This window comes from Flavobacterium oncorhynchi, from assembly GCF_002217355.1.
Lineage (GTDB): Bacteria > Bacteroidota > Bacteroidia > Flavobacteriales > Flavobacteriaceae > Flavobacterium > Flavobacterium oncorhynchi.
This window is the reverse complement of the sequence record NZ_MUHA01000021.1, coordinates 185,310-198,413: the sequence shown is the minus strand read 5'-3', so window position 1 is coordinate 198,413 and position 13,104 is coordinate 185,310. Positions and strand designations below refer to the sequence as shown.

At 34.4% G+C, this 13,104-nt stretch carries 9 protein-coding genes; all 9 read right to left on the bottom strand.

Features of this window, described 5'->3' with window-relative positions:
• Positions 1-306: 306 nt before the first annotated feature.
• Positions 307-1,497: a peptide-N-glycosidase F-related protein gene (locus B0A75_RS14015; protein WP_089054897.1), complete on the bottom strand. Its 1,191-nt coding sequence runs from the start codon at positions 1,495-1,497 to the stop codon at positions 307-309.
• Positions 1,498-1,562: 65 nt separating this feature from the next.
• The gene (locus B0A75_RS14010; protein WP_089054896.1) at positions 1,563-4,232 is read right to left on the bottom strand and encodes a glycoside hydrolase family 3 protein; all 2,670 of its coding nucleotides are present in this window, start codon (positions 4,230-4,232) and stop codon (positions 1,563-1,565) included.
• 93 nt (positions 4,233-4,325) lie between these two features.
• On the bottom strand, positions 4,326-5,663 hold the full coding sequence (locus B0A75_RS14005) for an alpha-L-fucosidase (protein ID WP_089054895.1): 1,338 nt from the start codon (positions 5,661-5,663) through the stop codon (positions 4,326-4,328).
• 23 nt (positions 5,664-5,686) lie between these two features.
• A complete protein-coding gene (gene galB / locus B0A75_RS14000) occupies positions 5,687-8,236 on the bottom strand; it encodes a beta-galactosidase GalB (protein ID WP_208861273.1) in 2,550 nt (849 codons plus the stop codon).
• A gap of 55 nt (positions 8,237-8,291) precedes the next feature.
• Complete coding sequence (locus tag B0A75_RS13995; protein WP_089054894.1) at positions 8,292-9,071, bottom strand: L-fucose dehydrogenase; 780 nt, start codon at positions 9,069-9,071, stop codon at positions 8,292-8,294.
• 59 nt (positions 9,072-9,130) lie between these two features.
• Positions 9,131-9,964: an amidohydrolase family protein gene (locus tag B0A75_RS13990; protein WP_089054893.1), complete on the bottom strand. Its 834-nt coding sequence runs from the start codon at positions 9,962-9,964 to the stop codon at positions 9,131-9,133.
• The gene (locus B0A75_RS13985; protein ID WP_089054892.1) at positions 9,951-10,298 is read right to left on the bottom strand and encodes an L-rhamnose mutarotase; all 348 of its coding nucleotides are present in this window, start codon (positions 10,296-10,298) and stop codon (positions 9,951-9,953) included. The genes B0A75_RS13990 and B0A75_RS13985 overlap by 14 nt, the downstream gene beginning before the upstream one ends.
• Positions 10,299-10,376: 78 nt before the next feature.
• Complete coding sequence (locus B0A75_RS13980; protein WP_089054891.1) at positions 10,377-11,813, bottom strand: alpha-L-fucosidase; 1,437 nt, start codon at positions 11,811-11,813, stop codon at positions 10,377-10,379.
• A gap of 409 nt (positions 11,814-12,222) precedes the next feature.
• On the bottom strand, positions 12,223-13,089 hold the full coding sequence (locus tag B0A75_RS13975) for an AraC family transcriptional regulator (protein WP_089054890.1): 867 nt from the start codon (positions 13,087-13,089) through the stop codon (positions 12,223-12,225).
• Between the last annotated feature and the right edge of the window lie 15 nt (positions 13,090-13,104).

Genomic DNA, 13,104 nt, shown 5'->3' with positions numbered 1-13,104 from the left:
AAAAAAACAGTGTTATTGTAAATTATTTAACATAAATATATGTTAAGCTTAATTCTTGCTAACAAATAACAATTTTGTAATAAATGTAACTTTTTTTAAATTTTTCATTTTCATTATTTTATTAACTTCATCAAATAATCACCTCTTCATTTTAAAAATTTACTCTCTTACTTTTTATATTTTAAAAATTGTAATCTTTTATTTATGTTTATTTTTATAAACCGATGCTTTTCTCATAAAGCACTCCGTTTTTTTAGTGTAAACTCCTTCTTTTGAACTCAAAAAAGTCACTTTACGTCCTTTACATCAAAGCTCATAAACAACATAAGCACTTACCATCCAATGATTTGAAGTTCCGTTAGCATTTTTTTGAGCTTCTGGAATACTAAAAACAGCTGCGTGTTTTCCTTCATTTAATTCTAATGGAACAATCATAGGCGGAACATTACTTCCCGGACACCAGTTTGAACGGCTTAAATCACTGCTAGCAATTGGCTCTTCAATTTCTTTTACTGCGTAAGTTCCTTTATCATCCTGAATATAAGGCGCTTTTCTTTTCTTCAGCCAAACTCCTGTTCCTGGGTTGAATCGACGGAAACTGGCGCAGTCATCTCGCCACGGAATAAAATCAATTACTTTTTTTCCGTCTATTTTTACAATATTCTGTTTCTTAACAAATTCATCTCCTTCGCCATGACCTCCATGACCAGTTGTGATATAATATAATTTTGGATTCTTAGCTCCTTTTGGCAGATTAAATTCTACCTGAAAATCTTTGTATGCGAATAATTCATCATTACCTTGATTAGTTCCAAATGGTTCTGTATTCAAAATTGGAACAATGATTTTATTCTTTGGTAAATCGCAGCTTAACTCACTTGGAGTAAGATTAATAGATGCATTTACAATATGCCCTCCTTTAGTATAATTTCCTATATGAACTCCAACCCAAACTTCACCTTGAAGCAATGTTGAAAACTGCGAAATATCTTCTTTCCATCTCACCTCTTTTTCCCAATACGGAATATAAACTGGTTTGCGCTGTAATGAATCATTGCTAAAAAAGCCAATACCGAAAGTGGTCATAAAACGCATCAATTCTACTGTTGGTGCAAAGTTACCTTCTGGAGCTATCATTTTTATTTTAGTATATTCATTTGAAGCAAACTTTTTTCCTTTCACCACTTCTTCTAAAGAATTGTTCTTATCAACTGGAAGAACAAAAATTGATCCTGCTCTATCGTAACGATCGCCGCCCGAAATAACACTTACATTAATTTCGTATTTAGTATTTACTTTTTGCTTTGGAAAAGTCAGCTTTTTAAAAACATATTGCCCGCCGCCATAATAAACGTTTCCATTAGCATCAGTCGAAAAGTCTTTGCATTTATCATCATGCTGTACTCTTACCTGATTAAATATTTCAAGTTTTTGCCCTGTAACATGATTACTAAATAGTAATGTTTTTAACAGTATTGCAAAAATTATTTTTTTCATATTCTTTAAATTTCTTTTGTATTTTTTTATTCAAAGGTTTAAAACCTCCTAACTAAAACTCTAAATTATTTGGTAACCGTAATAATTTCTCTTAATCGAATGTCTCTTGACGAAGCTCCAATCATAATTCTGAAATCTCCAGGTTCAACAACCCATTTCATATCTTCGTTTAACATTTGTAATACTTCTTTGTTAATCTCAAACGAAACCTCTTTTGATTCTCCTGCTTTAAGCGAAATTCTTTGAAAACCTTTCATTTGTTTAATTGGCTGGGCAATTGATGATAAAAGATCTCTTACATACAACTGAACCACTTCGTCACCATCAACTTTACTCGTATTTTTTATGGTGCAATACACTTTTGTAGTTTCTGATTTTCCGATTTGTTTTTTGTCGAATCGCAAATTGCTGTATTCAAAAGTCGAATAACTTAATCCGTAACCAAATGGAAATAAAGGTGCTCCGTTTAAATTTGTATAATCATCAGAACGTCCTGTTGGTTTATGATTGTAAACTAATGGTAATTGCCCTTCAAAAACAGGGAAAGTAATTGGTAAACGTCCCGCTGGATTTTTATCTCCAAACAAAATATTAGCTACAGCATGTCCGCCATCTTCACCTGGATACCAGACGTCTAAAATAGAAGGCACATTGTTAATCCATTTATCCATTGTAATAGCACTCCCGCCAACTAAAACTACAACAACTGGTTTTCCTGTAGCAGCAACAGCGTTGATTAATTCTTCCTGATGTCCCAGTAAACCTAAATACGCTCTATCATTAAATTCTCCTTCTTCAATTCCCGCAGCAATTACAGCAACGTCAGATTTTTTAGCAGCAGCAACAGCTTCTTCAATCTTCTTTTGCCAATCATTATCAATTCCTACGTTCCAAACTAATTTGAATTTAGCATAACCCTGCGATTCAAAAAACTCAATTTTAATATCGTATTCTTTATCTTTCACAAAATTGAAATCAACCAATTTTGTCGAATAAGTTTGGCTTTTCCAGTTGTCAATAATTAGTTTTCCATTCAAATACAAACGGTAACCATCATTGCCTTCAAAACCTATTTTATAAATTCCTGATATTGGTGATTTAATTTTCCCTGTCCATTTTGCAGAATAAAAATCATAATTTATTTTTTCTTGATCTGGAGAGTATAATGTCCAATCAAAACTAATTGCATTGTCTAATCTTGACAAAGCAGGAGCTCCGCTTAATTGCACATTGTTGAAATATTCTGCAGATAATCCATTTACGGTTTTCCCATTTTCAACGCTGAATAAATTAGCAGACGGAACAACGGTATATTCTTTATTTCTTCTTGCACAGCCTTCAGCTAAATTAATTACAGCTGAAGAACCCAGCTTTGCTTTTATACCGTCAAGCATACTTACTTTTCCATTTCCGGGACCACTGTAACCGCCTAAACGTGCTTCGGTAATATCACTTCCTATTAAAGCAATTGATTGTATTGATTTTTTAAGAGGCAGTACATTGTTCTCATTTTTCAATAAAACCATTCCTTTTTCTGCAGCTTCTCTTGCTAATAATTTATGAGCTGGATTTCCATTCCATTTATTAGTTTCTCTTTCATCGGCATATGGATTTTCGAACAATCCTAACTCGAATTTTAATCTCAAAACACGCGTTACGGCTTCGTCGATATTTTTCATATCTATTCTTCCGTCTAAGAAAGGCGGTTGAAATAACTTATAGTGATCGTAAGCCGTTTGAAAAATAACATCTAAACCATTGTTGATCGCATTTGCACTAGATTCTGGGTAATCTTTTGCCGTATAATGCAATACATTTCCTCCCCCCACGGCATTTGCATCAGAAATAATAAATCCTTTAAAATTCATTTCGCCTTTTAGTTTTTTATTCAACAGCCAATCATTTGCCGTACAAGGACTTCCGTTTATGGTATTGTATGAAGTCATAACGCTTCGGCTTCCGCCTTCATTAAAGCAGGCACGGAATGGAGGAAACTGATATTCTTCTAAGTAACGTTCATTATAATCAATTGGATAGCTGTCACGGCCGCCGTCTCCGCTGTTTGCAAGGAAATGTTTTGGAGTTGTGATTACTCCTCTTTCTTCAAAAGACGACACATAAGCGACTCCCATTTTTGAAGAAAGAAAAGGATCTTCACCATACGTTTCCTCTACTCGCCCCCAGCGAACATCTGAAGCAAGATTTACAACAGGTGATAAAATTTGACGAATTCCACGACTTTTTGATTCCAATGCAATTGCGGTAGAAACTCTTTTCATTAATCCTGGATCAAATGTTGCCGCCAATGAAATAGATTGCGGGAATGCTGTTGCTCCATCTCTTACTAATCCATGTAATGCTTCATCAAAAGCGATTATAGGAATTCCCAAACGTGTTTTTTCGACAAAATACTTCTGCATTTTGTTGATTAATTTTACTGTTTCTTTTGCGTTGCTTGCTGCACTGTAATCTAAAATTTGGTTACTTGCATCGGTACTTCCTTTGGCACTTACCTGAAAGCCAAAAATTCCGTTTTTATAATTCTCTGCTCCATCAGACAAATCACCGGGAATCATAAACATCTGCCAAAATTTTTCCTCAACTGTCATTCGGGATAATAAATCCTGAACGCGTTCGTCGATGGGTAATTTTGGATTTTTATACTTTGGAGTGTTTTGTGAAAAAATGGTTTGAACTCCAAGAAATAAAACTATTAAAAGTGTTTTTTTGTTCATGATAATACTGCTGTTGTGCTGAATGGATTGAATATATTCTTTATAAAAAATGCCATCCTCAAAAAGATGAAGATGACATTTTTTATGCTTTTATTAATTTGTCAAGAAACCGCCTTGACCTCTGTACAATTTAATTGGCGCATCTAATGTTACTTTAATACAAGTCACATATTTATCTGCTGTATTCTCTGGTAAATCGATATAAACCAATCCTGGAACTGCGCTCCAAGAGATTTTCCCTACTACTTTGTGCGTTAATTTTACATTTGATCCTAAAACTGTAATATCTTGAATTTTGTTATCAAGACCTTTTAACATCAATTGTCCTGACGTTTTTCCGTGTACAAATAAGTAAAGTGTTTTTGAGTCTTTAGAAAGCGTAGTTGGTCCATAAAAATGCCCTAACGGAATTCCTGGAATAGTTCCAAAAATACCTTCGCCATTTCTTCTGTTCCAATCTCCAAGTTCTTTCAATGTTGAAACAACAGTATCTGGATAAGTTCCGTCAGGTTTTGGTCCTATATCAAGTAATAAATTTCCTCCGTTTGAAACTGCATCTACAAAAATCGTAATAATTTCGTAAGGTGTTTTCCAATTGTTATCGCTCACACGGTATCCCCAGTTTTCATTCATCGTCATACATAATTCCCACCATTTGAATGCTGGACGCACAACCGGAAAGTTTTGTTCTGGAGTATCATAATCACCGTAACCCTGCAAACGTCCGTTAATGATGGTGTTTGGATTTCTATCTAACATCATTTTACGCGTTTTCTCAGCCTGCCATTCGTCAGCACTATGCTCCCAATCACCGTCAAACCACCATAAATCTGGATTGTACCAATCTGAAATTTCTTTAATTTGTCCTTGAAAGAACTTTTGAAAACGTTCCCAGCGAGCTGGTTCTTTTTTAATATCATAACGTGCTTTATCTTTCAAGAAACCTGGATAATCGTTGTGTGTCCAATCGATTAAGGAAAAATAAGCACCGCATTTTATATCACGTTTACGCAATTCTTCAAAGAATGGTTTAATCATATCTTTTTTGGCAGGAGTAGTTTTTACTGAACTCAACTTACCTAATTTAGTATCGTACATAGCTACACCGTCGTGGTGTTTTGTTGTAATTACAGCATATTTAGCACCCGAATCTTTAATCATATCTGCCCAAGCCGCAGGATCGTATTTACTCAAAGTGTAACTTTTTTGCTGTTTCATATAATCTTCTACCGAAATTTTTCCATTGTGAAAACTCCAAGATTCAGAAACATCAGCAACCGAATAAATTCCGGCATGAATAAAAATTCCAAGCTTAGCATCTTCAAACCATTTCATTTTTTCAGCAATATCTTTTGCAGCAATTTTGTTCTGCGCACTGCCCGCAATAGATGTTCCTAAGAACAAAGCGGTTAAGATTATCTTTTTAATCATTTTAAGTTTATTTTGTTTGTTTATTATTTAATTCTGATTGTTGTTGAAGCACCTTGTAATCCAGCACTTTCTGCTTTTACTGTAAATTGTCCTTTTTGATCTTTTTTAGCTTTAACAATTACTAACACTTTACCATTAAAAGCAGGTCTTTCTGTACTTTGAAATGGCACAAAACTAGTAGCGTCTCCATTATCTGTAGCTACAATTTCTCCAGCTCCTTCAATTGAAAATTTCACTAATGGATTTGAACGCGGAACTACCAAACCACTATTATCAGTTACATCAACCGTTACAAAAACCAAATCAACATCGTCTGCAAGAACTTCTGTTCTATCTGCTGCCATTTTTAATTTTGCCTCTCTTCCTGTTGTTTTAACAATATCTGTTGCCCAAACTTTGCCATTTTTATAGCAAACCACTTTCAGTTCACCTGGTGTATACACTACATTGTCCCAAGTTAAACGAAAGTCTTTTCCAGCTTCCATTTTCTTTCTTCCAAGGCTTTTTCCGTTTAAGAACAATTCGCCTTCGTTTCCAGAAGTGTAAACATGTACAGGAACTACTTTTCCAACTCTTTCACTCCAATTCCAATGAGGCAGAATGTGCGCAGTAGGAACATCTGGTCTCCAATGTGATCTGTAGCTGTAATAACGGTCTTTTGGAAATCCAGCCAAATCGATAATTCCAAAATAACTGCTTCTTGACGGCGGATTACTTTTTTGCAATTCTGCCAATTTTGCTTCTAATTCTTTTTGTTTAGAAGGATCTGTTCTAAAATTCAACAAATTTGTTTCATCTGAATTATATGGTGTTGGTTCTCCCAAATAATCAAAACCTGTCCAAACATATTCTCCTAATAAATGCGGATATTTTGCGTTGGTACGAAATTGCGTATCTGGCGAACATCCCCAACCCGGAAAAGCATCATCATAAGAGGAAATCTGCCAAGATTTTTTATCGAATTTATCATCGAAAAAGTATTCTCCTCTTGAACTTACAGTCGAAGCTGTTTCGCTTCCAAGCGTTGGTTTATTTGCATATCTTGGATCAACATCCCATTTTGGCTGTTGGTCAAAAAAGTAATTTACTCCCATAATGTCAAGTGCCATAGCTGCTCCTGAACCTCTGCCGCCGTCAGGGTCATTATAACCGTTAGAAATTGGACGCGTTGGATCTTCTCTGCGCATAATATCAGCCAATTCTTTGGTTAATTTTACGTTTTGCTGATCTGGAACTTCGTTTCCAATTGACCAAATAAATACCGAAGGATTGTTTCTATCTCTACGAACCAATGCCATTAAATCTCTTTCATGCCATTCGTCGAAAATCACATTGTAATCAAACTTCTTTTTTCCGATTCTCCAAGCGTCAAAAGCTTCATCCCAAACTAAGAATCCCATTTTATCAGCCAATTCCAACAATTCTGGTGCAGGCGGATTATGAGAAGTTCTTAATGAATTACAACCCATTTCTTTCAACATTACTAATTGTCTTTTTAATGCCGATGTATTTATAGCAGCTCCCAGCGCCCCTAAGTCATGATGGTTGCAGGTTCCAAATATTTCTACTCTTTTTCCGTTTAATAAAAACCCGTTTCTTGGTGTAAACTCAATGGTTCTAATACCAAAAGGAGTATTATATGTATCAACTACTTTTCCGTCAACGCTTATTTTAGTTTGCGCTACATAACGATTTGGTGTTTTTAAATCCCATAATTTAGGATTATTCAAAACCGAATGTGTTTCTGCTTCTTCACTTCCGTTTGCTTTAATGTCAAGTGTTGAAGTAATTAATGAACCTACTTTTGCTTTGAGATTGTCATTGATATCAATTTCATATAAATCAGTTGTCACAACAGCTTTTACAGACTTATTTGAAGCATTTTGTACGTTTACCAATACTTTGATATCAGCAGCTTCTTTGGTAATATTTGGTGTTGTCACAAAAGTTCCCCAATGTGCCACATGTACCGGACTCGTTTTTACCAGCCAAACATGACGATAGATTCCGGCACCTGGATACCAGCGGGAATCCCAATTTTCAGTATCTAAGCGAACGGCTAAAATATTCTCTTGACCAAATTTTAAAAACGGAGTCAAGTTCATACGAAATGAATTATAACCAAACGGCCATGTTCCTACATAATTTCCGTTTAAATAAATTTTAGCATTAGCCATAGCGCCGTCAAAATCAACAAAAATTTGTTTTCCAGAATCTGAAGCAGGAACCGTAAAATGCTTACGATACCATCCTATTCCTTTCCAAGGCAATTTTCCCGTTTCACCTCTTAATTCGATTCTAAAAGGTCCTTTGATAGCCCAATCGTGCGGCAGATTTAATTTTTCCCAATTAGATTCGTTTAAAGAAACGGCTTCTAAATTTTTAGGTTCTTCTTTTACTAATCCGTCCGCTAGAGATCCGTATCTTGAAAAGAGCCAGTTATCATCAAAAGACTGTGTATCTGTTGATCCCATTCTCTTTATGACTGCTTGCTGCGAAAACACAGACGATCCCATGATTAAACAAAGCACTACTACTAGGCTTTTGCTTATCGAAAACATCTTTTTGTTCATGTTTGGTTTATTTAGTTATTCTGTTTTTTGGTATTGTTAAAGCAAATGTGTTCCGCTACAAGGAACGGTCTAAATGTGTATATCCTCCGTCAACATATATCAGCTGTCCTGTTGTATGACTTGATTTATCAGACAACAAGAATACAGTCATATTTGCAATTTCTTCTGCAGTCGTCATTCTGTTTTCTAACGGAATTTTGGCTGTAATATCTTTTAATTTTTGTTCTGGATTTTCAAGAGTGTTAATCCATGTTTCGTATAAAGGCGTATAACATTCAGCCACAATAACCGAGTTTACACGTATTCCGTATTTTAATAATTCAACTGCCCACTCACGAGTCAAAGCATTACGACCACCATTTGACGCAGCATAAGCCGAAGTATTTCCCTGTCCAGTATCAGCAGTTTTTGAACCTATATTTACAATTGCCCCTTTTGTTTTTTTCAATTCTGGCAAAGCGTGCTGCGCAATTAAATAATAATGAGTCAGATTCTTATGAATCGATGCAATAAACTTTTCATAATTACCGCTTTCTAAACCAACGCCATCATTTACACCTGCATTATTCACCAATCCATCAATACGTCCGTATAAAGCAATAATCTGATCTATAGCAGTTTTGCAAGCCTCTGGATTCGTTAATTCTGCCACTACAGACAAGGCTTTTCCGTTTTCAGCTTCTATTTGTCTTATAGCCGCCTGATTGTCATCATCATCTCTTCCAATTATCACAGGAATTGCTCCTTCGCCAGCCAGAACTTTGCAAATTCCTAGTCCAATTCCTTTTGCTCCGCCGGTTACGATAATTATTTTGTCTTTTAAATTAAGGTTCATTTATTCTTTATTATGGTTAGATAGTTTTTTATGTTAAATGTTTTCAGCCAATTTCACAATTATCCTTGTAAATGATAAAATTGAATTGCATTACTGCTCCAAAATTTATCTTGATCTGCTCTCGAAAACTTCGAAAAATAATCTTCAACAATATCACAGGAAGACGAATACGAAGCTGCAAGCAAACTCACAGGCCAGTCACTGCCAAACATCAAGCAATCAATTCCAAATACTTCAGTAACTACATCTAAGCAATATGTAAAATCCTCGCGAGTCCAATTACTCCAATCCGCTTCAGTTACCAAACCTGAAACCTTACACATTACATTAGGGAATTTTGCAATTGCTCTAATTCCTTTCTCCCACTCGTTGAACTCTTTATTTTTGAAATCTGGTTTTGCCAAATGATCGATAACAAATTTTTGTTTCGGAAACTTCTCAACTAATTTTGCAGCATTTTCCAAATGTTTAGGAAAAATCAAAATATCATACGTAAAATTGTGTTTTACCAATTTCGAAATTCCATTTTGAAATTTTTCTTGCAGCATAAAATCAAGATCAGCTTCAGCTTGAACAATGTGTCTGAATCCCTTTAATTTTTCATACTGAGTATAATACTCTAAACGTTCATCAATATTTTCAGCGCATAAATCAACCCAGCCAACAACACCTTTTATAAAAACATTTTCTTTGGCAAGATCTAAAAGAAAACCTGTTTCCTCTTCACTTTGATCTGCCTGAACTGCCACACATCCCTCGAACTGATTCTTTATCAATAAAGGCTCCAAATCCGAAGGCATAAAATCCTGCTGGATTACTTTCATATCGTCAGTAATCCAAGCGTCTTTTATAGGATGGTATTTCCAAAAATGCTGATGACTATCTATTTTCATGCAAATCGAATAATTTATCCATCAACATCCATTTTTCACCCTCTTTTGCCCAAGGCAGTGCTTTTTGGTATTTCCACATCAATTCTTCCCATTTTTGCACTACAGGATTATTAGCATCCATTTCTCCTTTTCTTTCAAAAGTAAAAGTGTCATTCGCCTCAATAATCATAAACATTCTGTTACCAACGCAATAAATATCCAGATTCTCAATACCAGAATTGGTGATGCTTTCTGTAATTTCCGGCCAGATTTTTTCGTGATACTTTTTGTATTCTGCCATTAAAATCGGATCTTCAATTAAATCTAATGCGAGACAATATTTTTGAGTTACCATATACTTTATTTAAAACTTTAGATAAAAAATCTAAATTCATTTATTTTCAATTAAAAACAATTAAAACAAAACTGCCAATTAAGCGCTTACTTTAATAACAATACCAGCTTGTTTAGCTAATTCTGCACGCTGCGATTTAGGAACCGAAACACTGATTCCACCGCTTACTTTTTTATAACTTAACTTTGTTTTGCTTCCTAAAAGCACAACATTTAATTTACCTTTTAAATCATTCTTGATAATAATTTCAGAAGGAATTTCTTTCTCATTTGCTGATGGAAGATAAATTCCAAAAACTGTTTTTTCTCCTTTTGAAGTGTAGTACAAATTACCTTCAGAATATGGAGCAATTGGTTTTGTAGCATAAATCGCTTCGCCGTTTACATCCAGCCATTTTCCAACTTCGGCTAATGCTTTTTGTATTTTAGGTTCAAAATCACCTTTTCCGTCAGGACCAACGCCAAGAAGTAAATTACCGCCTTTGGCAACAATTCCAGTTAATAATTGAATTACTTCTGTCCCTGATTTATATTTATCATTTGGCACCCAGCCCCAATCATTACCAAGTGTTACACAGCTTTCCCATGGCACCGCAATTGGTTTTTCAAGTACTTTGCGCTCAGGAGTTAGATAATCTTCATATTCACCCGGCACCCAACGGTCAACGACAATAAGTCCCGGCTGCTTTTTACGAGCCGTTTCAGCAATCAATTTCATATCGATATCTAAGTTCTGACGGTTCTTTTTTCCTTCAATTTGTTTTGCCGGACGAACCCATCCTCCGTCAAGCCAAAGAATATCAACTTTACCATAATCTGTTGTTAATTCGTTTAACTGATTTTGGGTATATTTTACAAAATTCTGCCATCTTTCAGGATGCGCTTTTATATCATAATTTGGATTTCGATCTTTTGGCGGATAATACTTCCACCAAAAATCTTGTGAAGTCCAGTCTGGTTTCGAAAAATAAATTCCTACTGATAATCCCTCTTTTCTAGAAGCATCCAAAACATTTCTTAATACGTCTGGTTTTGCATTTTTAGCACTTGGCAAATTCGGATTTGTGATTTTAAAATCGGTAAATTTTGAATCGTACATACAAAATCCATCGTGGTGTTTTGATGTAAAAATCAAATATTTTGCACCAGCACTTTTAAACATTTTTGCCCATTTGTCTGAATCTAAATTTACAGGATTCAAGCTAAATCGTGCTCCGCGATAATCTGAAGCAAAAGAATTGTAATCGTCATAACCATTGCGAGTCACCCAATCTTCAGGAGCCAATCCCCACGATTCGCAAATTCCAAGCTGACTGTATAATCCCATATGAATAAGGACTCCAAACTTATAATCCTGCCATTTGGCCAAGTTTTCTTTTACAGCTTTATCCTTTGGAGCAATATAAGTATCTGCAGGTGTTTTTTCATTTTCCGGCATAATATCTCCCTGTGCCTGAGACAAAGTTCCTACGGCAAAACAACAAACGGATAATACTAGTTTTAATCTGCTTTTCATGTGCTATAATTATGTTTTTCTAAACTTATACCTTATTATAAAATAGAGTGTCTTTCTTTTAAGCAAAAACTAACTTATTTACTAAATCGTTTTATATATTTTGACACTCTTTTTTGATGCAAACTCAAAAAAATAAAATTATCGTATTATTAAGTCTTATATTACTCCAAAATTATCATTAATTAAGCATTTATTATCTTTACAATTAATTTCATAAAAAAAGAAAGAAAAAATAATACAATCCCGATTTTTTCAAGTCTTTTATAAGAATATCTGCTTTTTATTATTTATAAATCCAAACTGTTTGTTTCTATTTTCTTGCAGAAATAAAACAGTTTTAGTAAAATAGCACTGCATTCTTTCAGAATAATATCAGCAGTATTTATAAATAAAATAAGGAGTCTTAAAACTAGACTAATGCTTTCTTTCTATATTCCTTTGGTGTTGTACCAATTAATTTTTTAAACAGCTTATTGAAGTTTGAAGCTGTTTTATAACCGCACTCATAGGCAATCTCAGAAACGCCTAAATCTGTTTCGATTAAATATTTGCAAGCATTAGAAACTCTAATTTCATTAAGATATTCTACAAAAGGCTTTTTGGTTTTAGCCTTGAACATTCTACAAAAAGATGTAGGTGTCAAATTGGCAATTTTAGAAATTTCGTCGAGTGATATCTCTTCTTTAAAATTTGATTTTACATATTTGAAAACCTCTGCTAAACGGTCATTTTTATTATCATCATCTACCGAAACATATGAACTGTCATTGATAAATCTTAAATCTTTACTTTTTGATAAAAGAAAAATGATTTCGATTAGTCCTATAACCACTTCAAAGCCTTTTTTCTTAAGCAGTTTTTCTAATTTTTTAGAAACAATAGCATTTGTCTGACCAGTAATCGAAACTCCTTTTATAGCCTGAGAGAAAAACTTTTTAATTTCCTGCGCTTCTGGCAGTTCATAAAAAGACGTTCCAAATAGATCTCGGCTAAAATAGATTACAATCGCTTTCGCCTTTAAACTATTAATTCCTTTATAGAAAATTTCATCATTAAGCCAAACGTGTGGAATATCATCTCCTAGAAAAACCATATCGCCAGATTCAAACGATTCTACAGAATTTCCAATAATTCTTTTTCCGTGGCTTTCTAAAATATAGACCAACTCAAATTCTGGATGTGAATGAAAAGGCGACTGAAAAAAAGATTCTTCACGCGAGAATACAGACAATGATGTATTGGTATAAGAAGCAATGTTAGTCTTTACAATTTTCATTTTCAGAATAGTAAT

Coding starts and splice junctions, on each gene's coding strand:
- B0A75_RS14015 (WP_089054897.1), bottom strand. CDS start 1,497: ATGAAAAAAATAATTTTTGCAATACTGTTAAAAACATTACTATTTAGT.
- B0A75_RS13990 (WP_089054893.1), bottom strand. CDS start 9,964: ATGAAAATAGATAGTCATCAGCATTTTTGGAAATACCATCCTATAAAA.
- B0A75_RS14005 (WP_089054895.1), bottom strand. CDS start 5,663: ATGATTAAAAAGATAATCTTAACCGCTTTGTTCTTAGGAACATCTATT.
- B0A75_RS13995 (WP_089054894.1), bottom strand. CDS start 9,071: ATGAACCTTAATTTAAAAGACAAAATAATTATCGTAACCGGCGGAGCA.
- B0A75_RS13985 (WP_089054892.1), bottom strand. CDS start 10,298: ATGGTAACTCAAAAATATTGTCTCGCATTAGATTTAATTGAAGATCCG.
- B0A75_RS13975 (WP_089054890.1), bottom strand. CDS start 13,089: ATGAAAATTGTAAAGACTAACATTGCTTCTTATACCAATACATCATTG.
- B0A75_RS14010 (WP_089054896.1), bottom strand. CDS start 4,232: ATGAACAAAAAAACACTTTTAATAGTTTTATTTCTTGGAGTTCAAACC.
- galB (WP_208861273.1), bottom strand. CDS start 8,236: ATGAACAAAAAGATGTTTTCGATAAGCAAAAGCCTAGTAGTAGTGCTT.
- B0A75_RS13980 (WP_089054891.1), bottom strand. CDS start 11,813: ATGAAAAGCAGATTAAAACTAGTATTATCCGTTTGTTGTTTTGCCGTA.